At 55.9% G+C, this 23,470-nt stretch carries 20 protein-coding genes, 2 tRNA genes and 2 other RNA genes; 11 read left to right on the forward strand and 13 right to left on the reverse strand.

The genetic code is table 11. The features are described 5' to 3' along the window. Positions 1-96: 96 nt before the first annotated feature. Both QDT79_RS17555 and QDT79_RS17560 read right to left on the reverse strand, forming a co-directional pair. Entirely contained in the window at positions 97-1,734 is a 1,638-nt protein-coding gene (locus QDT79_RS17555) for an ABC transporter substrate-binding protein (RefSeq protein WP_063990108.1), read from the reverse strand. A 696-nt stretch (positions 1,735-2,430) separates the two neighbouring features. Then, positions 2,431-3,075 (reverse strand): YchE family NAAT transporter, encoded by a 645-nt coding sequence (locus QDT79_RS17560; protein ID WP_015378089.1) that lies wholly within the window; start codon positions 3,073-3,075, stop codon positions 2,431-2,433. 530 nt (positions 3,076-3,605) lie between these two features. On the opposite strand from QDT79_RS17560, the gene adhE reads away from it, so the two are divergent. Then, positions 3,606-6,278, forward strand: a complete 2,673-nt coding sequence (gene adhE, locus QDT79_RS17565) for a bifunctional acetaldehyde-CoA/alcohol dehydrogenase (RefSeq protein WP_308316821.1) — start codon at positions 3,606-3,608, stop codon at positions 6,276-6,278. 119 nt (positions 6,279-6,397) lie between these two features. Here the strand turns inward: adhE and QDT79_RS17570 are convergent, their stop codons facing one another. Further along, entirely contained in the window at positions 6,398-6,982 is a 585-nt protein-coding gene (locus QDT79_RS17570; protein ID WP_063918455.1) for a thymidine kinase, read from the reverse strand. Between the two features lie 699 nt (positions 6,983-7,681). Here QDT79_RS17570 and hns point away from each other — a divergent pair. Further along, positions 7,682-8,089, forward strand: coding sequence for a histone-like nucleoid-structuring protein H-NS (hns, locus tag QDT79_RS17575; RefSeq protein ID WP_004932170.1), 408 nt, complete (start codon positions 7,682-7,684; stop codon positions 8,087-8,089). 183 nt (positions 8,090-8,272) lie between these two features. Here the strand turns inward: hns and QDT79_RS17580 are convergent, their stop codons facing one another. The 5 genes from QDT79_RS17580 to rssA form a co-directional block, all read right to left on the reverse strand. Beyond that, positions 8,273-9,283: an NAD-dependent epimerase gene (locus QDT79_RS17580; protein WP_063990110.1), complete on the reverse strand. Its 1,011-nt coding sequence runs from the start codon at positions 9,281-9,283 to the stop codon at positions 8,273-8,275. A gap of 9 nt (positions 9,284-9,292) precedes the next feature. Then, positions 9,293-10,636, reverse strand: coding sequence for a UDP-glucose dehydrogenase family protein (locus QDT79_RS17585; protein WP_063990111.1), 1,344 nt, complete (start codon positions 10,634-10,636; stop codon positions 9,293-9,295). 40 nt (positions 10,637-10,676) lie between these two features. Beyond that, positions 10,677-11,594, reverse strand: coding sequence for a UTP--glucose-1-phosphate uridylyltransferase GalU (gene galU, locus QDT79_RS17590; RefSeq protein ID WP_063990112.1), 918 nt, complete (start codon positions 11,592-11,594; stop codon positions 10,677-10,679). A gap of 213 nt (positions 11,595-11,807) precedes the next feature. Then, positions 11,808-12,821, reverse strand: a complete 1,014-nt coding sequence (gene rssB / locus QDT79_RS17595) for a two-component system response regulator RssB (RefSeq protein ID WP_063990113.1) — start codon at positions 12,819-12,821, stop codon at positions 11,808-11,810. 103 nt (positions 12,822-12,924) lie between these two features. Further along, the gene (rssA, locus tag QDT79_RS17600) at positions 12,925-13,827 is read right to left on the reverse strand and encodes a patatin-like phospholipase RssA (RefSeq protein WP_063990114.1); all 903 of its coding nucleotides are present in this window, start codon (positions 13,825-13,827) and stop codon (positions 12,925-12,927) included. A gap of 118 nt (positions 13,828-13,945) precedes the next feature. Between rssA and QDT79_RS17605 the strand changes: the two genes are divergently transcribed. From QDT79_RS17605 to QDT79_RS17645, 9 genes are all read left to right on the forward strand, one after another. Next, entirely contained in the window at positions 13,946-14,410 is a 465-nt protein-coding gene (locus QDT79_RS17605; protein ID WP_063990115.1) for a YchJ family protein, read from the forward strand. 68 nt (positions 14,411-14,478) lie between these two features. Next, positions 14,479-15,327, forward strand: coding sequence for a formyltetrahydrofolate deformylase (gene purU, locus QDT79_RS17610; RefSeq protein ID WP_016927485.1), 849 nt, complete (start codon positions 14,479-14,481; stop codon positions 15,325-15,327). 175 nt (positions 15,328-15,502) lie between these two features. Further along, positions 15,503-15,587: transfer RNA gene (locus QDT79_RS17615), tRNA-Tyr, on the forward strand. A 188-nt stretch (positions 15,588-15,775) separates the two neighbouring features. After that, a tRNA-Tyr gene (locus QDT79_RS17620) sits at positions 15,776-15,860 on the forward strand. A 46-nt stretch (positions 15,861-15,906) separates the two neighbouring features. Continuing rightward, positions 15,907-16,033, forward strand: a non-coding RNA gene (locus QDT79_RS17625) — RtT sRNA. 46 nt (positions 16,034-16,079) lie between these two features. Next, positions 16,080-16,206: non-coding RNA, RtT sRNA (locus tag QDT79_RS17630), on the forward strand. A gap of 210 nt (positions 16,207-16,416) precedes the next feature. Continuing rightward, positions 16,417-16,989 (forward strand): LOG family protein, encoded by a 573-nt coding sequence (locus tag QDT79_RS17635; protein WP_130018088.1) that lies wholly within the window; start codon positions 16,417-16,419, stop codon positions 16,987-16,989. Positions 16,990-17,090: 101 nt separating this feature from the next. Beyond that, positions 17,091-17,897: an exodeoxyribonuclease III gene (gene xthA / locus QDT79_RS17640; RefSeq protein ID WP_063990117.1), complete on the forward strand. Its 807-nt coding sequence runs from the start codon at positions 17,091-17,093 to the stop codon at positions 17,895-17,897. Between the two features lie 44 nt (positions 17,898-17,941). Further along, complete coding sequence (locus QDT79_RS17645; protein WP_063990118.1) at positions 17,942-18,343, forward strand: pyrimidine (deoxy)nucleoside triphosphate diphosphatase; 402 nt, start codon at positions 17,942-17,944, stop codon at positions 18,341-18,343. 21 nt (positions 18,344-18,364) lie between these two features. Here the strand turns inward: QDT79_RS17645 and QDT79_RS17650 are convergent, their stop codons facing one another. The 5 genes from QDT79_RS17650 to QDT79_RS17670 form a co-directional block, all read right to left on the reverse strand. Further along, the gene (locus QDT79_RS17650; protein WP_107226316.1) at positions 18,365-18,661 is read right to left on the reverse strand and encodes a YnjH family protein; all 297 of its coding nucleotides are present in this window, start codon (positions 18,659-18,661) and stop codon (positions 18,365-18,367) included. Beyond that, entirely contained in the window at positions 18,658-20,583 is a 1,926-nt protein-coding gene (locus tag QDT79_RS17655) for a DNA topoisomerase III (RefSeq protein ID WP_043142985.1), read from the reverse strand. The genes QDT79_RS17650 and QDT79_RS17655 overlap by 4 nt, the downstream gene beginning before the upstream one ends. Continuing rightward, on the reverse strand, positions 20,583-21,692 hold the full coding sequence (gene mnmH, locus QDT79_RS17660) for a tRNA 2-selenouridine(34) synthase MnmH (RefSeq protein WP_063990121.1): 1,110 nt from the start codon (positions 21,690-21,692) through the stop codon (positions 20,583-20,585). Before mnmH ends, QDT79_RS17655 begins: the two co-directional genes overlap by 1 nt. Positions 21,693-21,700: 8 nt before the next feature. Next, positions 21,701-22,744: a selenide, water dikinase SelD gene (gene selD, locus QDT79_RS17665; RefSeq protein WP_308316823.1), complete on the reverse strand. Its 1,044-nt coding sequence runs from the start codon at positions 22,742-22,744 to the stop codon at positions 21,701-21,703. 157 nt (positions 22,745-22,901) lie between these two features. Next, positions 22,902-23,453, reverse strand: a complete 552-nt coding sequence (locus QDT79_RS17670; RefSeq protein ID WP_004932204.1) for an NAD(P)H nitroreductase — start codon at positions 23,451-23,453, stop codon at positions 22,902-22,904. Between the last annotated feature and the right edge of the window lie 17 nt (positions 23,454-23,470).

Genomic DNA, 23,470 nt, shown 5'->3' on the forward strand with positions numbered 1-23,470 from the left:
GCCCGTAAGCGGACTCTGTTTTCCCGCCGCCGCGGAACGAATGCGGCGGCCGGCCTTCCCTATATTCCCCAGCGCCTCGGCGTGAGGAATACCCCTTTACTGCTTGATAATGTAAAGATTTTTAACGTCGGTATAGTCCAGCGGATCTTTGCCGGTGAACCCGCCCACCGTCGGCTTGATCAACCGCGCGCTGACGCGGTAATAAACCGGGACCAACGCGGAGTCTTTGTCCAGCTGCGCTTCCGCCTGCAGATAAAGAGCGGCGCGCGCGGCCTCATCCGGCGCCTTCAGCGTGGCGGCCATGATGGCGTCGAACGCAGGGCTCTTATAGAACACGGTATTGATGCTGCTGTTGGACAGGACCAGGTTCAGGAACGCGCTGGGCTCGTTGTAATCCCCGCACCAGGTGGCACGCGCCACGTCGTATTGCCCCTGATGGCGGCTCTCCAGCGACGTTTTCCATTCCTGGTTGCGCAACGTGACCTCGGCACCCAGGTTCTTCTTCCACATCGACGCGGCGGCGATCGCCTGCTGTTTGTTTTGATCGGAGGTGTTGTACAGCAGCGAGAATTTCAGCGGCTTGGCATCGCTGTAGCCCGCTTCCGCCAGCAGCTTCCTGGCTTCGGCGTTGCGCTGTTCCTGGCTCCAGCCGGCCCACGCCGGCTGCGTGAAGTTGGCGCCTTCCGTGAAGGTCGGCGTGAAGCTGTAGGCCGGGATCTGCCCCTGGCCCATGATCTTGTTGGCGATGATGTCGCGATCCAGCGTCATCTTCACCGCCGTACGCACGCGCGGATCGGTGAACGGCGCCTGTTTGTTATTGAGCTCGTAATAGAAGGTGCACAGATAAGGGTTCACGTGCAGCTGTTCAGGCATTTCACGCTTCATCTTGACGTACAGATACGGCGGAATGGCGCTGTTGGTGATGTCGATCTCGCCGCTGCGGAAGCGGTTAACGTCGCTGACTTCCGAGGTAATCGGCAGGAAGGTCGCCTGATTGATCACCGTCTGCTTGTTGTTCCAATAGCTTGGGCTGCGCTCCAGCACGATGCGCTCGTTCACCACCCACTCTTTCAGGCGGTAAGCGCCGTTGCCGACGTAGTTGGCGGGCAGCGTCCATTTGTCGCCGAATTTCTCCACCACCGCCCGTTTGACCGGTTTGAGCGACGTGTGGCTCAGCATGCTGATGAAATACGGCACCGGCTCGCTCAGCGTCACCTGCAGCGTCTGGTCGTCCAGCGCCTTGACGCCGAGGGTCTGCGGAGGCTTCTTACCGGTCAGGATGTCGTCGATATTTTCAACTTTGGTGTATTGCAGGTAGCTGGCATAGGGCGAGGCGATTTTCGGATCGGCCAGACGCTGCCAGCTGTAGACGAAATCTTGCGCGGTCACAGGGCTGCCGTCGCTCCACACCGCGCCGGGACGCAGGTGGAAGGTCCATTGCTGATAATTCTGGTTTTCCCAGCTCGCCGCCGCCGCCGGCACCACATGCCCGTTGGCGTCGGTACTCACCAGCCCTTCCAGCAGGTTAAGAATGATATTGCTTTCCGGTACGCCCTCGACCTTATGCGGATCCAATGAAGCCACTTCACTGCCGTTGTTGATCACAATATTTTGCTGCTGCGCCAATTGGACGCCGGCCGGAACCTCTGCCGCCAAACTGCTATTTACGGCGCCGGCGCCCAACGCGCCGCTAATCAACAAGGTCAAAGAAGTACGCTTCAGGGTTTGCTGCATAATCGAGGCTCCTTTTCACCGACAAGCACCGCTTATCGAAGTTTGTGAAGTGTTTATAAGAATTCTAAATAAACGGATACCAGCAAAAATCATTCCCGTTTTTATGGCGCATTTCAGTTAATTGACCACGGGAAAGTTGCTCGGAAATTAGCAGAAGCCAAATTCCATAGCCAATAAATTTTACGAAAATGTTAAGCAATTCTCTTTTATCGCACGAAGCCCGATCCGTCCCCCGAGGTCGGGGCCACAGAAAAGCAAAATCATCACTTTGATTTTAAAGATAAAAAAACAGAAATCATTTCGTTTGAAACCCTCGGCGCAATCTCATCGCCGCACAAAGAAACATTCAGTTAACAATCCAGCCATTCAAAGAACAAACACCTGCCTATAGTCGGTTAATCACTAATAACACCTGGATGAAAGTGAGACAAGCCCCACAGAATGATGTGATTAATTTAACAACAGCTTTACCGTTGAACGGGGACAAAATGCGCGGAAATGGGGGAGGAAAAGTGATTGAAATAACGCTTAGCGTTTTTTTTGCACAGCAACATGAGATTTATGCAACATAAGAGTGCAACCGCATAAATTTTATTCATCCTCTGCACTATAATAATGCGAACCAATAAATAATTTAAACTTTAAAATTAATTTTAGCCGCGCTAACGCGAAAGGTGCGCGGCTAAACAAAGAGTATTACAACAGGCCGGGGAATATCGCCTTAATGCCGGTAACGATAAACTCGATCCCGAGCGCCATCAGCAACAGGCCCATGATTCGGGTGATCACGTTGATGCCGGTCTGCCCAAGCAAACGCACCAACAGCGGCGCGGCGCGGAACAACAGCCAGCAGCAAAAGGCGAACAAGGCGATAGCCACCGTAAAGCCGAGCAGGCTTTGCCAGTTGTGATAACGTGAACTCCACACGATGGTAGAACTGATCGCCCCCGGCCCCGCCATCAGCGGCAGCGCTAACGGCACCACGCCGATGCTTTCGCGGATCGCGCTCTCCGATTTCTCCTGTTTGTTCTGTTTGTCTTCCCCCAGCTTGCCGCTGATCATCGACATGGCGATGGTCACCACCAAAATACCGCCGGCGATGCGGAACGAATCGATAGAGATGCCGAACATCCGCAAGATCCCTTCGCCCAGAAATAGCGACGTCCACAGAATGATGGCGACCGACAGGTTGGCGGTCAGGTTGGTTTTGTTGCGCCCCGCTTCCGCCTGGTAGCTGGTCATGCTGATAAACACCGGCAAGATGCCCACCGGGTTGACCAGCGCAAACAGACCGACAAAGAACTTGATAAAGCCGGAAAGATCCAACAGAGATTGGCCCACAGATGGCTCCGCGTTAAGTGCTATAAAAGGTGTGCTGCCTATGCGCGCTAATGTAATGGAATTGCCGCGGGTAATCCATCCGGCCAGAGCAGCATTTTTGACTGTCAGCAGGTTATGCAACAAAACAAATGTCCTTTGTTAAAGTGATGTGTGGCCTTTTGATTTTTTATGTTGAAAAAAGAGTCTTTGCTCACAGTTATCGAGAATGATTCCCAACACCAGCGAGCTGAAAGGTGTCAGCTTGCAGTTTTCATGATTTAGATCACAAATCAACTACCCAACAGTAGGTAAGCTCTTAGTCGTAGTCAGGGAGTAGAACAAAATCGGCAGCAGCATCGCCGGTTCCTTTCTCCTCACTGCCTGCCCCTCCGGTTGGCGTAGGGTGAAGCTCTTTAAGCAAATCAGCAGCATGCGCAGAAATAACGCGGGAAAGCCCCGGTATTCGAATCACCGTTTATCCCCGTTACGACTATACTAGTGGCTCGCACGGCTTATTTACTGAAAGAGTTTAACATTATCAGGAGAGCATTATGGCTGTAACGAATGTCGCTGAACTGAACGAGCTTGTCGCACGTGTCAAAAAAGCCCAGCGCGAATATGCCAACTTCACTCAAGAGCAGGTGGATAAAATCTTCCGCGCTGCCGCCCTCGCCGCTGCTGATGCCCGTATCCCGTTGGCCAAAATGGCCGTGGAAGAATCCGGAATGGGTATCATCGAAGACAAAGTGATCAAAAACCACTTCGCTTCCGAGTACATCTACAACGCCTATAAAGATGAAAAAACCTGTGGCATCCTGTCTGAAGATGACACCTTCGGTACCATCACCATCGCCGAACCTATCGGCCTGATTTGCGGTATCGTTCCTACCACCAACCCAACTTCTACCGCGATCTTCAAAGCGCTGATCAGCCTGAAAACCCGTAACGGCATCATCTTCTCGCCGCACCCGCGTGCGAAGAATGCCACCAATAAAGCCGCCGATATCGTGCTGCAGGCCGCTATCGCCGCCGGCGCGCCGAAAGACATCATCGGTTGGATCGACCAACCGACCGTCGAGCTGTCCAACCAGCTGATGCACCACCCGGACATCAACCTGATCCTGGCCACCGGTGGCCCGGGCATGGTGAAGGCTGCCTACAGCTCCGGCAAGCCGGCCATCGGCGTCGGTGCCGGTAATACGCCAGTGGTGGTAGACGAAACCGCAGACATCAAGCGCGTGGTCGCCTCTATCCTGATGTCCAAAACCTTCGACAGCGGCGTTATCTGCGCTTCCGAACAGTCGGTTATCGTCGTCGACTCTATTTATGATGCGGTACGCGAACGCTTCGCTTCCCACGGCGGCTATCTGCTGCAGGGTAAAGAACTGAAAGCGGTTCAGGACATCATCCTGAAAAACGGCGGCCTGAACGCGGCCATCGTCGGCCAATCCGCACCGAAAATCGCCGAGATGGCAGGCATCAAAGTGCCGGCCAACACCAAAGTGCTGATCGGCGAAGTGAAGCTGGTCGACGAGTCCGAACCTTTCGCCCATGAAAAACTGTCGCCTACCCTGGCGATGTACCGTGCCAAAGACTTCGAAGACGCCGTCGCCAAAGCTGAAAAACTGGTCGCCATGGGCGGTATCGGCCACACCTCCTGCCTGTATACCGACCAGGACAACCAAACGGCTCGCATCGCCTACTTCGGCGATAAAATGAAAACGGCTCGCATCCTGATCAACACCCCGGCGTCTCAGGGCGGTATCGGCGACCTGTATAACTTCAAACTCGCGCCTTCGCTGACGCTGGGTTGCGGCTCCTGGGGTGGTAACTCCATCTCTGAAAACGTCGGACCTAAACACCTGATCAACAAGAAAACTGTAGCGAAGCGAGCAGAAAACATGTTGTGGCATAAACTTCCGAAATCGATCTACTTCCGCCGGGGCTCGCTGCCTATCGCGCTGGAAGAAGTGGCGACCGACGGGGCGAAACGCGCCTTCATCGTGACCGACCGTTTCCTGTTCAACAACGGCTATGCCGACCAGATCACCAAGGTTCTGAAGTCTCACGGCATCGAAACCGAAGTGTTCTTCGAAGTGGAAGCCGACCCGACGCTGAGCATCGTGCGCAAGGGCGCAGAGCAGATGAACTCCTTCAAACCGGACGTCATCATCGCGCTGGGCGGCGGCTCGCCGATGGACGCCGCGAAAATCATGTGGGTGCTGTACGAACATCCTGAAACCCACTTCGAGGATCTGGCGCTGCGCTTCATGGACATCCGCAAGCGTATCTACAAGTTCCCGAAAATGGGCGTGAAAGCGAAAATGATCGCCATCACCACCACGTCAGGCACCGGTTCGGAAGTCACGCCGTTTGCCGTCGTAACCGACGACACCACCGGACAGAAATACCCGCTGGCCGACTATGCGCTGACCCCGGACATGGCAATTGTTGATGCCAACCTGGTGATGAACATGCCGAAATCCCTGTGCGCCTTCGGCGGTCTGGATGCGGTCACCCACGCGCTGGAAGCCTACGTCTCGGTGCTGGCGAACGAATACTCCGACGGCCAGGCGCTGCAGGCGCTGAAACTGTTGAAAGAGTATCTGCCGGCCAGCTATAAAGAAGGCGCGAAAAATCCGGTTGCCCGCGAACGCGTGCACAACGCCGCCACCATTGCCGGTATCGCTTTCGCCAACGCCTTCCTCGGGGTTTGTCACTCCATGGCGCACAAGCTGGGTTCGGAGTTCCACATTCCGCATGGCCTGGCCAACGCGATGCTGATTTCCAACGTCATTCGCTACAACGCGAACGACAATCCGACCAAGCAGACGGCCTTCAGCCAGTACGACCGCCCTCAGGCGCGCCGCCGCTACGCTGAAATCGCCGACCACCTCGGCCTGAGCGCACCGGGCGACCGCACTGCGCAGAAGATTGAGAAACTGCTGGCCTGGCTGGACGAGCTGAAAACCGAGTTGGGCATCCCAACCTCCATCCGTGAGGCGGGTGTGCAGGAAGCGGACTTCCTGGCGAAAGTCGACAAGCTGTCGGAAGACGCGTTCGACGACCAATGCACCGGCGCCAACCCGCGCTATCCGCTGATTGCCGAGCTGAAGCAAATCATGCTGGATACCTTCTACGGCCGCGAATTCAGCGAAGCGGTCGAAGAGGAAGCGGCGGCTCCGGCTGCCGCCAAAGCCGCGGTAAAGAAGCCCAAGAAATAACGGTTCCGTGAACCGATAAAAAAACCCGCCAAACGGCGGGTTTTTTATTGCGCCTGCGGCGCTGCATTTCGACTCATGCCGCCAAAACGCCCCAGCGGGCTTTGGCGGCGTTTTCTCCCCTACTCCAGGGAGTGAATCGCCTCTTTATAATGTTTGCGGCAGACAGAGACATAGCTCTCGTTACCGCCAATCACCACCTGCTCACCGGCATGCATCGCTTTGCCATTCTCGTCCAACCGCAACACCATATTGGCTTTGCGCCCACAGTGACAGATGGTTTTCAATTCCACCAGCTTATCGGCCCAGGCCAGCAAATATTGGCTGCCGATGAACAACTCACCGAGAAAATCGGTACGCAGGCCGTAGCACAATACGGGAATGTCCAGTTGGTCCACCACATCGCACAATTGCTCAACCTGCGCCTTGGTCAGGAACTGGCTTTCATCCAGCAGCACACAATGCACCGGCTGCTGTTGATGCTCTTGCTGAATCATGGCGTATAGCATCGAGTCGTTGTTATAGAGCTGGGCCTGCGAGGATAAACCGATGCGCGAGCTGACTTTACCCACGCCAAAACGGTGATCGATCTCCGCGGTGAACACCAGCGTGCGCATACCACGTTCTTGATAGTTATATGAAGACTGTAGCAACGCGGTGGACTTGCCGGCATTCATCGCAGAGTAATAAAAATAAAGTTGAGCCATGGCCCCGCAACTCCGATGGTATAAGAAATATTCAAATGTTGATTAGGACGGCAAGTGTACCATAAGCCGCCCCCCGGCTCAGCCCAAAGCGAACGAATATTGCGTTCGCGGTAATAATGCGCTTTCAAGCGAAACATATCGTTCTGTCGGCCCGTTCTTTTTACAGCTATTTACAGGATAATGTATGCCTGTCATCACTATTAATTCTTGCTAATGGTTAACCGCGATCATTTGCCCATTAATGCATAGTCACCCTTTCACCGCGGCAGGTGCCGCAGCCGCAGCGGTGCGCTAGTCTATTATACACGGGGCCAACACAGGGCATTTAATCACCTTCGCTGTCCCCGACGTTTACTGACGCAATCTTTACCTATATACCCCTATTGTTTACAATGTCTGCCTTGCCATGACGTGATTAAGCCCACAGAACCCATTGTAATATTGATATAAATTACGTCGATAACTTATCGATGAAAGCCTTGCGACGCGCGCCTTTTAAAGCATGCCTGCTGAAATTTTGACTTAAGTGCAGCGAGGGTAATAGTTAACAGCCCTTCCTATATTAGTCGGACAGATCCGATTAACGGTTTTTTAAAAGGTAAATTTGAGTATTCAAGTCAATTTGGCTATTGCAGAAAAGAAAATAGCACTCTATTATTATCGAGACGCCCCCCACCAATATAATTTGAGACTAGGACAATGAGCGAAGCATTAAAGATTTTGAACAACATCCGTACTCTGCGCGCCCAGGCAAGAGAATGCACACTGGAAACGCTGGAAGAAATGCTCGAGAAACTGGAAGTTGTTGTGAACGAACGTCGCGAAGAAGACAGCCAGGCTCAAGCAGAAATCGAAGAACGCACCCGTAAACTGCAGCAATACCGCGAAATGCTGATTGCTGACGGTATCGATCCGAATGAACTGCTGCAAACCATGGCTGCCAACAAGGCTGCCGGTAAAGCAAAACGTGCAGCACGTCCTGCTAAATACCAATATAAAGACGAAAACGGCGAGCTGAAAACCTGGACCGGCCAAGGCCGTACTCCTGCGGTGATTAAGAAAGCTATCGAAGAGCAAGGTAAATCTCTGGATGATTTCCTGCTGTAATAGCGATTCAGCCCGTATCTGAAAGGCTCCCTACGGGGGGCCTTTTCATTTTAAAGCTTATAGCCGTGCTCCGCCTCATCCCTTTCCTTTTAGTAAATATCCTAATTCGCATTTTCCTCCTTGCATGAAGTTCCAGCGAAAAAAAGGGCCCTAAGGCCCCTTTATCGCATATACCTCGTTCAATTATTGAACCCGGTAGAATGCCTTATACCAATCAACAAAGCGCTTCACACCCTCTTCAACGCTGGTTTCCGGCTTAAAACCAATGTCACGATAAAGCTCTGCGGTATCCGCGCTGGTATCCATCACGTCGCCAGGTTGCATCGGCAGCATATTCTTGCGGGCAGTTACCCCCAAAGCCTGCTCCAACGCCGTGATATATTCCATCAGTTTAACGGGGGTGTTATTGCCGATATTATAAACATGATACGGCGCGGAACTGGTCGCCGGCGATCCCTGTTCAACGGTCCATGACGGATCAGCCTGCGGAATAACCGCCTGCAGCCGCACAATCGCCTCGGTGATATCATCGATGTAAGTAAAGTCGCGGTGCATTTCACCGTGGTTATATACATCGATACTCTCCCCCGCCAATATGGCCTTGGTAAACTTGAACAGCGCCATATCCGGACGCCCCCAAGGACCATATACGGTAAAGAAGCGTAGCCCCGTCGTCGGGAGACCGTATAAATGCGAATAGCTGTGTGACATCAGCTCATTGGCTTTTTTGGTGGCCGCATACAGTGACACAGGGTGGTCGACAGAATCTTCGGTAGCAAACGGCAGCTTACGATTGAGGCCATAAACAGAGCTGGAGGAAGCGTAAAGTAAATGCTCGACCTTATTATGACGGCAGCCTTCCAGAACGTTCAAATGGCCGATCAGATTGGCGTCCGCATAAGCCAACGGGTTAACCAGCGAATATCGCACGCCGGCTTGTGCACCCAAATGAATGACTCGTTGGAACTGATGCTCGGCGAACAATGCCGCCATACCTTCACGATCGGCCAAATCCAGCTTGATGAAGCGGAATCCCGGCTTATCCGCCAGCCTGTCCAGACGGGCCATTTTCAGGCCCACGTCATAATAGTCATTCAGGTTATCGATGCCGACAACCTGATGCCCGGCGGTCAACAAACGCTCTGCAACGTGATAACCAATAAACCCTGCGGCGCCTGTAACCAGGAATTTCATGCCCACTCCTTAAATAACCGGTTTAATCGAGGCACCGCGGCCAATCGCATAGTAGGTAAAGCCACGATTCGCCAAACGCTCCGGATCGTACAGGTTACGTCCATCGAAGATCACCGGCTGTTTCAACGCACTCTTGATCACGTCGAAGTCCGGCGCGCGGAAATTCTGCCATTCGGTGCAGATCACCAGAGCATCGGCGCCATGCAACGCAGCCTCTTTGGTCCCCATCAGCTTCAGATCGTCACGCTGGCCATAGATGCGCTGAACTTCGTTCATCGCTTCCGGATCGTAGGCTTGAACGGTGGCGCCGGCAGCCCACAGATGTTCCATCAGCACGCGGCTGGACGCTTCACGCATGTCATCGGTATTCGGCTTAAACGCCAGCCCCCACAGCGCGAAGGTTTTGCCCTTCAAATCGCTGCCGAAATAGTCTTTGATAAAGCTGCTCAGCTTGTCTTTCTGTTGATAGTTGACCTGCTCTACCGCCTGCAACAGCTTCGGTTGGTAACCGATCTGCTCCGCCGTGCGGATCAAGGCCTGGACATCTTTCGGGAAGCAAGAACCACCGTAGCCGCAGCCAGGATAGATGAAGTGATAACCGATACGTGAATCGGAACCGATGCCCTGGCGCACTTTCTCGATGTCCGCGCCCAGCATTTCCGCCAGGTTGGACATTTCGTTCATAAAGCTGATTTTGGTCGCCAGCATGCAGTTGGCGGCATATTTGGTCAGCTCCGCGCTGCGGATATCCATCATGATCATACGATCGTGATTGCGGTTAAACGGCTCGTACAGTTCGCGAATCGGTTCGATTACCTCTTTATTATCGGTACCGATCACGATGCGCTCGGGGCGCATGCAGTCAGCCACCGCAGCGCCCTCCTTCAGGAATTCCGGGTTGGACACCACGTCGAACGCCACGTTGCTGCCGCGTTTCGCCAGCGTTTCCGCCATCACCTGACGCACCTTGTCAGCCGTACCGACCGGCACAGTAGATTTGTCGATCACCACTTTGCGATCGGTCATGTGCTCAGCGATGGTGCGCGCCACCGCGGTGACATATTTAAGATCGGCGGAACCGTCCTCATCCGGCGGCGTGCCGACGGCGATAAACTGGATATTCCCGTGCGCCACACCCGCTTTGGCATCGGTGGTGAAATGCAGGCGCCCAGCCTCATAGTTTTGCTGTACCAGCGGCGTCAGGCCCGGTTCAAAAATCGGGATATTCCCTTTTTTCAGGTTTTCGACTTTTCGCTCATCAACATCAATGCACATAACGTCATGGCCAACTTCAGCCAGCACGGCGGCCTGTACCAGCCCCACATAACCAATACCAAAAACTGTTACTTTCATGTGAAAATCCTAGTTTTTCAAATTAAGACGAAAGATCAAATTACTTCTTGTCAGCGGCAACAACCTGTTGCAGCCACTGAGAAAATTCTTTGCCCAAGCTGGCATGACGCATGCTGTACTCCACAAAAGCCTGCATGTACCCCAGTTTGTTACCGCAGTCATGGCTCACGCCTTTCAGGTGATACGCTTCCACCGTTTCCTGCTGCATCAGCATTTCGATGCTGTCAGTCAGCTGAATTTCATCGCCGGCGCCAGGAGGCGTTTTGGCCAATAGCGGCCAAATATCGGCGGACAACACGTAACGACCGACAATCGCCAGGTTGGAAGGGGCTTTATCCGGCGACGGTTTCTCGACCACGCTGACCATCGGCGCGCTTTCGCCGGGTTGCAAAGCAACGCCCTTACAGTCGGCTACGCCGTAGTTTCCGACATCTTTATGTGGCACGGGTTCAACCATGATCTGGCTGACGCCGGTGGCTTCGAAGCGCTGCAACATGTCGTGGAGGTTGTCTTTTTTCGGATCGGCGCTGTATTCGTCGAGGATCACGTCCGGAAGCACCACCGCGACCGGCTCGTCGCCCACCATCGGGTAGGCACACATGATAGCGTGCCCCAGGCCTTTGGCATTACCCTGGCGGACTTGCATCACGGTAACGCCTTTCGGGCAGATCGACTGCACTTCATCCAGCAATTGGCGCTTGACGCGTTTTTCCAGCATCGCTTCGAGTTCGAAACTGGTATCAAAATGGTTTTCGATCGAGTTCTTGGAGGAGTGAGTGACCAGCACAATCTCGTTAATCCCCGCCGCAATGCACTCATTGACGACGTATTGGATCAGCGGTTTATCAACCAGCGGCAGCATTTCTTTCGGAATGGCTTTGGTGGCCGGCAACATCCGCGTACCCAAGCCTGCAACCGGGATCACGGCTTTTCTGACTTTGCGATTTACAGCAGGCATTATTTCCTCTCTTAAAGCTAAAGCGCTCATTTTATGAGCTTGGGCTCGATATAAAAAAACCTTCGGAGTATACCAGCTTATACGCGCCGAGCATTAGCCGGAACACAAATAGAAAACATTTAGGACTATTACCCGTTCGGATAATCCGGAGAATAAATAAACGGTTTAATTGCAGATAAGTGAATAGCTTAAGATCTCGCCGATCGCTGCCTGTTATTCAGCGCTGAGCATCAGTCGCAAGCGGCCACCGCTACCCCATACCTGACACTGCCAGGCGGTACAGCGCTGGCTGATCTGATTCATGTAGGTAGCCCCCAGCGTCCCCAGTGGCACGCCGTTGCTCAGCTGGATTTGATTGTCACCGGTATTGACGTTGGCATGCAGCCCGGCGGAAACCAGAATCAGGTTCTTATTTTCAGCATGATAATATCCCAACAGCAGCGGGAATTGGCCGTCTAATTTCCCCTGCCGCAATAATTGATTAACCTGCTTTAACAATGCCGACATTTGCGGCAGGCGATGCTGTTGATTAGCCAGATGGTCTTGCAGCAAGCCATTAAATAATGCGCGCAACAGCAATGCCGCCAATACGCCATTATCGCCGGCGCGCGTGACGTCCAGGCAATAGAATGCCAGGTCTTTTTCTGACAACGCGGCAATATCCAGCACCAGGCCGGGATTTTCACCGGTGGTTAACTGCCGATAGTTGATCCGGCAATGCGCAATGGTCTGCTGTACCGGCGGTTGCAGTTGTTTAAGCAGTTTGACGGCTTCGGAAGGGTTTTTGCTCAGCGCATCCCAATCCTGAAACAGCTCAACCTCTTCAATCGCCTGGGAGGTGAACATATTGGGGTATAAGCACGCCAGCACCGCTTCACGCAGGCGATTGAGATCGGTCAGCGGCTTGAGCAGCACATCCTGCACGCCCAAGCGCAACACCTTGGCGATGTCAGCCATTTTGTCGGTGGCCGAGATCACCAGCACCGGGATCTGTATCCCCTGCAAACGCAGGTGTTCAACGAATTCGATACCGCCCATTTCCGGCATCGCGAGATCGCACAGGATGAGATCCGGCTTGAAGTCGTCGACGGCACTCAACGCCTGTAAACCGTTGGTCGCCTCGCCGGTTTCAGCACCCAGCGAGGCCAAATAACCGACCAGCACTGAACGAAAAACCTGTTCGTCCTCAACGATCAAGATGCGCTTGTGAGTAAGTGGTAATGCCATCAGCCGAGCCTCGTCCCTTTCCATAGTGTAATAGTGGCTCAAAAAGGTCACTTATGCTCGTCTGAAACAGACTGACCACGCATTGCCAACCGAGAACCGAGAATTATCTATTTTTTATCAACGGCAACAACCGATCCAGTTGTTTTTCCACCGCCAGTAACCCTGCCTCGATCGCTTCATCGGCACGGTGGAAATCCAGCGTCGAGATTTGCGGGCAAAAAGGTTGGATCAACACATCCGGCGGATCGCTCGCCATGCGGTTGCGCTTCAGGCGATTTTCCAGCATTTGAATCGAGGTACCCATGATCTCCATCGCCGTCGGCGCCGTCGCCGGTTTGCGCTGCCGCATTCTGCCGATGCGCTCCCGCAAACGCCCGCGCCAGGTGGCGGCAGGCGCATCGTCCGGGTTTTCTTCCTCAATGCGTATCGAGAACAGATCCTGCTGCATCAGGTGCGCGTCATGCTGCAGATCGACCGCGATGACGATATCGGCGCCCATAGCGCGGCAGAGCGACACCGGCACCGGATTGACCACCGCGCCATCCACCAGCCAATAGCCGTCGGCCCATACCGGCGCCAACAGGCCAGGCATGCTGCAGGAAGCGCGTATCGCCTGATGAATATCGCCTTCGGTCAGCCACAGCTCGCGCCCGGTGCTGAGATTGGTCGTCACGGCGCCGAACTTCAACGCGCACTCGGCGATATCATTGATCTTCAACAGCTGTCCGACAGCGTTAAACACCCGTTCTCCGCGCAACAGGCCACCGCGCTGCCAGGAAAAATCCATCAGACGAATCACGTCCCAATAGCTGAACGACCGCACCCACTGCTCCATCGCCGGCAGGCGATGGCTGGCGAACGCCGCGCCCACCAACGCGCCGACAGAGCAGCCAGCAACGATATCGACCTCAATTCCCAGTTTCTTTAACGCATTGATCACGCCGATGTGCGCCCAGCCTTTGGCCGATCCCGCCCCCAGCGCCAGTCCGATCTTGATTTGCCGCATAGCGCCATCCTCTCGGTGAAAGGTATTCACTGCTTTCAGGGTAGATTGTCACTGACGAATATTGTTAGGTAACATATGCGCTAAATTCATTTTCTGCCTCGTGTTCTCAGGAGTTATTTTGCCCGAATCATGCCCATGCGGCAGCGGACTGGCGTATAACGCGTGCTGCGCCCCCTTTATCAGCGGCAATCAGCCGGCGCCGACGCCCGGCCAGCTGATGCGTTCACGCTTCACCGCCTACGTAAATCATAACGTCGACTATCTGATCGCCACCTGGCACCCCGACTGCGGCGCCGAAGCGTGGCGCAATGCAATCGTCGACAGCTTTAAAAATACCGAATGGCTGGGCCTGACGATCGTGGAAGAGAAAGCCGGTCATGAGCCGGATGAAGGCTTCGTCGAATTCATCGCCCGCTTTATCGATGGCGAAAGCGGCGAACCGCAGGCGATGCATGAGCGCTCGCGCTTCCTTCGTCGCGATCAACGTTGGTATTATATCGACGGCACCAAACCCCAGCCCGGCAGAAATGCGATTTGTCCCTGTGGCTCAGGGAAAAAATACAAGAAGTGCTGCGGGCGCTAGCCGGCCGGCGCTTCACGTTTACGCCTGCGAAGACAGGCCGTTCAGTATCAGACAGGATCCTCAAACCCATGCCACACCAAAATGTACAACGAAAAGTGTTACGCACCATCTGCCCGGACGCCAAAGGGCTGATCGCCAAGATCACCAACATCTGTTACAAGCACGAACTCAATATCGTTCAGAATAATGAGTTCGTCGATCACCGCACCGGGCGTTTCTTCATGCGCACCGAGCTGGAAGGCATTTTCAACGACAACACGCTGCTGGCCGATCTGGACAGCGCGCTGCCGGAAGGTTCGTTGCGTGAGCTGCACAGCACCGGGCGCCGTCGCATCGTGGTGCTGGTCACCAAAGAGGCCCACTGCCTGGGCGATCTGTTGATGAAAAGCGCCTATGGCGGCCTCGACGTTGAAATCGCCGCCGTGATCGGCAACCACGACACGCTGCAATCGCTGGTGGAGCGTTTCGATATTCCTTTCCATCTGGTGAGCCACGAAGGCTTGACGCGTGAACAGCATGACCGCGAAATGACGGCCAAGATCGATCAATATCAGCCGGATTACGTAGTGCTGGCCAAATATATGCGCGTGCTGACCCCGGCCTTCGTGCAACATTATCCGAATCAGGTGATCAACATTCACCATTCGTTCCTGCCGGCGTTTATCGGCGCGCGCCCTTATCACCAGGCCTACGAGCGCGGGGTAAAAATCATCGGCGCCACCGCCCACTACGTTAACGACAATCTCGACGAAGGCCCGATCATCATGCAGGACGTGATCCATGTCGATCACACCTATTCCGCCGAGGATATGATGCGCGCCGGCCGCGACGTGGAGAAAAATGTGCTCAGCCGCGCGCTGTATCAGGTGCTGGCGCAGCGCGTCTTCGTCTACGGCAACCGCACCGTTATTCTGTAATCGCTCAATAAATCGGTGCATTTCGTTCAGGGATGCACCGCCAAGAATAAAAAAACGGCAAACGATTCATTTTCTTCATTTCAATGCTTTACACATCCGCTTCATTTGGTATGATGCGCCCCGCTTACCGAGACAGCGCTCTCGCAAGCAAGGCCAGTTAAATAGCCATATATATGGTGGGGTTCCCGAGCGGCCAAAGGGAGCAGACTGTAAATCTGCCGTCACTGACTTCGAAGGTTCGAATCCTTCCCCCACCACCATCTTCTCTTTGTTGATGAACTTGAAGCGAAAGCTGAAATATCATTTAACGCCGAGGGGAGGATGAGAAGCTTTGACAAGGTTCGAGCCGAGCGCAGCGAGACAACGCGCTTTAGCGCGGTAATCCTTAGAAGCACACAACAGGAATTTAGCCCATTCCTTAAAAAATCAGTAAATCCATGAATACCATGGTGGGGTTCCCGAGCGGCCAAAGGGAGCAGACTGTAAATCTGCCGTCACAGACTTCGAAGGTTCGAATCCTTCCCCCACCACCATCTCTTTATAGAAAATCCCAAACCGACTTAAAGCACATCGCATCCATATTGCTCCGCACTGGGGAGGATGAGAAGCTTCGACAAGGTTCGAGTCTCACGCAGTGAGACAACGCGCTTCAGCGCGGCCCGCAGGGTGAGTCGCACAGCGACGAATCATCCTTCCCCCACCACCCTCTCTTTATAGAAAATCCCAAACCGACTTAAAGTACATCGCATCCATATTGCTCCGCACTGGGGAGGATGAGAAGCTTCGACAAGGTTCGAGTCTCACGCAGTGAGACCACGCGCTTCAGCGCGGCCCGCTGGGTGAGTCGCACAGCGACGAATCATCCTTCCCCCACCACCCTCTCTTTATAGAAAATCCCAAACCGACTTAAAGTACATCCTTAAAACACATCGCATCCCTAATGCTCTCGTATCAATAAAACTCAATTTATCTCCCCTTATTCCCCGCTTTCACCTCGATGTTTTATTTCCTCACTCCCAGCCGTAACTTGAACTCCGGCCGACAATTCGCTATACCACTGGCTTCTTTAGTGCAGTAAGGAACAGGTGGATGCGAAACAATATTTGCGTTTTTTGTGGCGCCAGCGAAGGCGTCAATCCCGCTTATGCCGAGCAGGCTCGTCAACTGGGGCAGCTGCTGGCCGCACAGGGGCGCCGTTTAATCTACGGCGGCGGCAAAAAAGGATTGATGGGGATCGTGGCGGACGCGGTGTTGGCAGCGGGCGGTGAAGCTGTCGGCATTATCCCCGAGCGCCTGGTTGAAGCGGAAACGGCGCATCGCGGCCTGACTGAATTGGAAGTGGTGCCAGACATGCATACGCGTAAAGCCCGTATGGCGACGCTGGCGGACAGTTTTATCGCCCTGCCCGGCGGCATCGGCACGCTGGAAGAGCTGTTTGAAATCTGGACCTGGGGGCAGATCGGCTATCACAACAAACCGGTCGGCCTGCTGAACGTCAACGGATTCTACCGCCCGCTGAGCCAGTTCCTCGAGCACGTCGCCGATCAGGGCTTTATGCGCCACGACTATCTCGGTACCCTGCACATCAGTGAATCGGCACAAACGCTGCTGCAACAGTTTGACGACTATCAACCTAAAAATTACGACCGCTGGGCGAAATAAACCCGCTGCGCAGTCAGCGGTCCCTCCGCTGTCTGCGTTACATTCCCCGCCAAACTCTGCTACTATCACAGCACATTTTTCTCGTGAAAACGGCACCGCTCATGAAGTTTGTCTCTTTTAATATCAATGGACTGCGCGCGCGTCCGCATCAGCTGGCGGCAATTATCGAACAGCACCAGCCCGACGTGATCGGTCTGCAGGAAACTAAAGTTCACGACGACATGTTCCCGCTGGAAGAAGTCAGCCAGCACGGCTATCACGTGTTCTATCACGGGCAAAAAGGCCATTACGGCGTTGCGCTGCTGACCAAAGCGGAGCCTCTGGCCGTGCGCCGCGGTTTCCCGACCGATGAAGAAGACGCGCAGCGTCGCATCATCATGGCCGATCTGGCTACGCCACAGGGCACGCTGACGGTGATCAACGGCTACTTCCCACAAGGTGAAAGCCGCGACCATCCGATCAAATTCCCGGCTAAAACGCGCTTTTATCAGGATCTGCAAAACTACCTGGAGCAACAACTGTCGGCAGAATCCCCAGTGTTGATCATGGGGGACATGAACATCAGCCCGAGCGATTATGACATTGGCATCGGCGAAGACAGCCGTAAACGCTGGCTGCGCACCGGCAAGTGTTCCTTCCTGCCGGAAGAGCGCGAATGGATGGACCGCCTGCTGAACTGGGGCCTGGTGGACACCTATCGCCACGCCAACCCGGGGCGCAACGACGAATTCTCGTGGTTCGACTACCGTTCCAAAGGGTTCGACGACAACCGCGGCCTGCGTATCGATCTGCTGCTGGCCAGCACCCCGCTGGCTTCGCGCTGCGTCGCCACTGGCATCGATTACCAAACCCGCGGTATGGAGAAACCTTCCGACCATGCGCCGGTCTGGGCGGAATTTACGCTGTAACCCCATCACCCCGGCGCTCGCCGGGGTTTTACTCTGTGAAGCCAATGAAAATTATCGACGTGGTAGCCGCTATTCTGGAACAAAATGGCCGCATTTTGCTGGCTCAGCGCGGCGCAGGCAGCGATCAAGCCGGTCTGTGGGAGTTTCCCGGCGGCAAAGTTGAAGCCGGCGAAAGCCAGCCAGAAGCGCTGGCGCGTGAGTTGGATGAGGAGTTGGGGATCTGCGTCCGTATCGGCGACTATGTGGGCAGCAATCAGTGGCAGCAAGGCGAACGCATCATCCGGCTGCACGCCTGGCGAGTCGCGGAGTTCTCCGGTGAATTGCAGCTGCATTGTCACTCGGCCCTGGTCTGGGTCACGCCGCAACAGGCGCAGGAATACGCCCTGGCGCCCGCCGACGTTCCACTGCTGGCGGACTATATCGCCGCGCAAGGCGATGCGCGCTAAGCGCGGCGATAGGTTACATCGTCACTTCTTCAATCGCACCCAAATCAAGGGGTTGGTGCCGATGGTGTTAGGCTCACGCACGCACTGCAGCACTTCCCCTTCCACTTTAAGCACCGCGCCCTCGGAATAGTTTTGATTCTGGTAGACGCAACAGCGGTTGCAGGGCTGCGCCGGCGGCGGGTTGACGCCGCTTTTGGCCGTGCCCCAAATCTCCGGCGAAACCGGTAACACCACGTCCACATCGCCGCGATTGGCGGCTGCCAGGCTGGAAAACATCAAGGCAGCGGCAGCCAATACCCCACTGAGTCCACGCTTCATTCACTCTTCTCCTGCGCCTTGCCGGCGCTTTTCCTGCGTTTTTTGCCTCCGCTGGAAGGCGGCGGCGGCAATCCACGAAACGCCATGCTCGCCCGGCTCTGCTTGGCCTGATAAATCAGCTCTTGCAGCGTGCCGACCAACGGCTGCATAAAATCCTGATAGCGGCAGGATTTCTCGCTGATTTGCGTCAGCGTGGCTTCCCAGTTGGCCGTCATATCAGGGCGCGCAGCTAGATCCGGCAGCGAGTGAATCAACGCGCGCCCGGTTTCGCTGGAGTGAATATAGCGTCCCTTCTTGTACAGAAACGCCCGTTTGAACAGCAATTCGATGATCCCCGCTCGCGTCGCTTCCGTTCCTAAACCATCGGTCGCTCGCAGGATTTTCTTTAACGCTTTATCTTGTACGAACCGCGCGATGCCGGTCATGGCCGACAACAGGCTGGCGTCAGTAAACGGCCGCGGGGGCTGCGTCTGGCGCTCCACCACTTCACCGCGCTCACACAGCAACTCATCGTCCTTAGCTACCACCGGCAACGGTGCGCCTTCATTTTCCTCGTCGCGTTCCTTGCTGCCCAGCAGCGTACGCCAACCGGCCTCCGCCAGGAAACGCGCCTTGGCGATGAATTTGCCGCCGGCGATATCCAGCTCGATCACGCATTTGCGGAACACCGCATCCGGACAAAACTGCATCAGGTACTGGCGCGCCACCAGCCCATACACGTTCCGTTCATCCTGCGTCAGATTAATCTTGCCGGCGCGGGCGGTGGGGATGATGGCATGGTGCGCATCGACCTTTTTATCGTCCCAGCAGCGGTTGCGGCGATCGCTGTCGATCACCGGCTGCGGGTACAGTTCAGGCTGGTGCACACTGATGGCGTTCAGCACCGCGTGGCGGCCGGCAAAATGCTCTTCCGGCAGATAGCGACAGTCGGAACGCGGATAGGTAATCAATTTGTGGGTTTCGTACAGCCGCTGGCAAACGTCCAACACCTGTTGGGCGCTGAGGTTATAACGCCGGGCCGCTTCGATTTGCAGCGTGGAGAGCGAAAACGGCAGCGGCGCGGTATCTGACTCCCGTTTATCGTTATAAGACGTGACCAGGGCCGGCTGGCCCTCGATGCGCTTGACCACGTGCTCCGCCAACGGCCGGTGCAGCAAACGCCCTTCTTCATCCTGATAAGGTTCGCAGGAGTCGCTGGGTTGCCATAGCGCCACAAAGCGTTCTTCTTTCGGCGTGACGATGTGTGCCTTGACCTCAAAGAAGTCTTTTGGCACGAAGTTTTCGATCTCTTCGTCGCGACGCACCACCAATCCGAGCACCGGCGTCTGCACCCTGCCCACCGACAGCACGCCGTCGTAACCGGCGTTGCGGCCCAGCAGCGTATAGGCACGGGTCATATTGATGCCGTACAGCCAGTCGGCGCGCGAACGCGCCAGCGCGGACACGCACAACGGGATAAAGTCCCGGTTGTCGCGCAGGCGCTCGACCGCACGCTCCACCGCCTGCGGGTTGAGATCGTTGATCAGACAGCGGCGCACGTTCTGGCGCTTCTCCGCCGTCAAATCCAGGTAGTCCAGCACCTCATCCACCAGCAGTTGCCCTTCGCGATCCGGGTCACCGGCGTGAACCACTTCATCGGCTTCGAGCAGCAGCTTTTTAATGGCGTTGAGCTGTTTGCTGACCGAAGGCCGCGGCTGCAAGCGCCATTTTTCGGGGATGATCGGCAGATCTGCCAACGACCAGCGCGCATAGCGGCTGTCATAGGCGTCAGGCTGAGCCTGCTCCAACAGGTGGCCGACGCACCAGGTCACCACGTCGTTGTTGCCACAGGCGATATAGCCGTCGCCGCGGCGATGCGGCTTGGGCAAGACGTCGGCAATGGCGCGCGCCAAACTCGGTTTCTCGGCTATGAACAGTCGCATTAATCACCGTTTTTCTGGCTGAACGTCATCAAGAATTCTCTTACTTCTGCATAGTTTCCACGGAAGACGATCCGTTGGGCTTTCTTTTCCAACTGATAGCAATACATCGGATCGTAGTACTGCTGCAACAGGGGCGCCAACCATTCGCGGTGCGCGTCGCCCTGGCCGCTGAGGCGCTGCGCCCGCAGCGCCGCCTCCAACCGCTGCGTCAGCTGCTGGAAGCGCTCCAGGCCCAAACGGCGGCGGATGGCGAACAGGCCGTGATGCAAATAGTCGTCGTACTGCCGCCAGCCTTCTTCCACGCCATAGGCCTGTTCGAACTGTTCGCGCATACCGTCGATATATTCGGCCTGCAGGCGTGCCAGGCGAATATCGAACGGATCGTCGATCACCGCCACCGGCGCCTGTTGCATGCCGTTGAACAACGGCAACGGCAGATTGTTGCTACCGATGATCCGCCCTTCGTCTTCCAGCACCCAACGGCGGCTGCCACCATGCTGTTTTTTCAGCAATAACACAGCCAGACGATTCTCAAAATCTATCTGCGAGCTCTGTCCCGCCAGCGTTCGGCCAAAAGATGAACCGCGATGGCGCGCTGCGCCTTCCAGATCGACGCCGTCGGCCAGTTCGTTGACCAGCAGCGTCTTGCCGCTGCCGGTATTGCCGCCCACGAGGGCCATCGGCAATGCCGCGCTTTGCGTTAGTACACCGAGCAGATAATGGCGCAGTGCCTTATAACCGCCAATGATACGCGGGTAATCCACGCCGGCCTCATGCAGCCATTGCTGCACCAGCTGCGAGCGCAGCCCGCCGCGGAAGCAGTAAATATAGCCTTCGGGCCGCTCTGCGCAGGCCGCCAGCCAGGCGGCGGTGCGCTGTTCGCGCAGCTTGCCGTTCACCAGGCTGTGGCCGAGCGCGATCGCCGCTTGCTGCCCATGCTGCTTATAGCAGGTGCCGACCGCCTGGCGTTCGCTGTCGACCATCAGCGGCAGGTTCAACGCCTGGGCGAAGGCGCCCTGTTGAAACTCGATCGGCGCGCGCACGTCAATCAGCGGCACGTCCTGCAGGAAAATGCGTGGGTAATCGTCGCTGTCCGGCCTTCCTTGCATGTTGGACACTACACGACCTCGATCAGCGGCTTACCGGCCGATGCCACATGCAGCTCCCCGATGGCGTTGAGCGTGATACCGTGCTGCCCGGCAATCGCCAGCACCTGCGCCTCCGACTCAGGCATTACCGCCAACAGCAAGCCGCCGGAGGTTTGCGGATCGCACAGCAGCTGGCGCTGCAAATCGCTCATCTCGCCTACCAGATGGCCATAGCTGTCAAAGTTGCGCCCGGTGCCGCCCGGCACACAGCCTGCGGCAATATACGCCTCGACGTCCGGCAGCTTCGGCACCCAATCGAACCAGACCGTCGCCTGCAGACCGGAGCCCTGGCACACCTCGCTCAGGTGGCCCAGCAGGCCAAAGCCGGTGATATCGGTCATCGCCGTGACGCCCGCCACCTCGGCAAAGTCGGCGCCCGGCTTGTTCAGGCGGCACATCACTTCCGTCGCCAGGCCCTGATGCTCAGGGCGCAGCTTGCTTTGCTTCTCGGCGGTCGTCAGCACGCCGATGCCCAGCGGCTTGGTCAGATAGAGTTTCGCCCCGGCCTGCGCGGCGCTGTTTTTCTTCACCCGCTCGGTATTGACCACGCCGGTGACCGCCAGGCCAAAAATAGGTTCCGGCGCATCGATGGAATGGCCGCCGGCCAGCGCGATCCCCGCCTGCTGGCAGGCGAAACGACCACCGTCGATCACCTGCTGCGCCACTTCCGGCGGCAGTTTGGCGATCGGCCAGCCGAGAATGGCGATCGCCATGATCGGTTTACCGCCCATGGCGTACACGTCGCTGATGGCGTTGGCGGCCGCAATGCGGCCGAAATCGAACGGATCGTCGACGATCGGCATGAAGAAGTCGGTGGTGCTGATGATGCCGACGCCGTTGCCGATGTCGTACACCGCCGCGTCGTCGCGGGTTTCATTGCCGACCAGCAGGCGCGGATCGACAAACTTTTCCCGCTCGCTGTGCAAGATGGTTTCGAGAACTTTCGGTGAGATTTTGCAGCCGCAGCCAGCGCCATGGCTGTACTGGGTTAAACGGATCGCTGGCGATGTCATAGTCCACTCCCTTCGGTAACGGCACTCAAGATAACATAGGGTAGCGCTTGCCGAGGGGATTGATAAGAGCGGGCCGCCGATAAGCGAGCGGCCTGCTCAGAAACCATGCAATTCTGCGGGGTTTGGCGCATTTTCGCCGCGCCCCATTGGAAAAAACTTAGAAATAGCTGACGAAAGGCGTGCTGTCCGGCGGCGTCACCTTGGTGGCGGCCTTCAGCTGCGGCGTCCCCAGATAAAGGAAGCCGACGATCTCGTCCTGCTCGCGGCAGCCGAAGGCTTCACGCACCAGCGCATGCTCGGTCCAGGCGCCGGTACGCCAGATGCCGTTAAAGCCCTGCGCCAACGCCGCCATTTGCATTGCCTGTACCGCGCAGCCGGCAGAAACCACCTGCTCCCAGCGCGGCACCTTGGTTTCTTCAGTGCAGTGCGCGATGACGGTAATGATCAGCGGTGCGCGGAACGGCGCCTTAGTGGCCTTTTCGATCGCCGCTTCGTCCAGTTGATCCTGCTTCGCCGCCGCCTGCAGCAGCTGGCTGAAGCGCTCAAGACCCTGATTTTCGATCATCACGAAACGCCACGGCTGCAGCGCGCCGTGATCGGGCGCACGCAGGCCCGCGTTGATGATATTTTGGCGTACTTCCCCCGCCGGCGCCGGTTCCGCCAGGCGCGAAGCCGAGCGGCGATTCAATAAAAGATCCAGAGCATCCATCGTAAACTCCTGATAAC

Origin of the sequence: Serratia marcescens, assembly GCF_029846115.1 — a bacterium.
Classification (GTDB): Bacteria; Pseudomonadota; Gammaproteobacteria; order Enterobacterales; family Enterobacteriaceae; genus Serratia; species Serratia marcescens_L.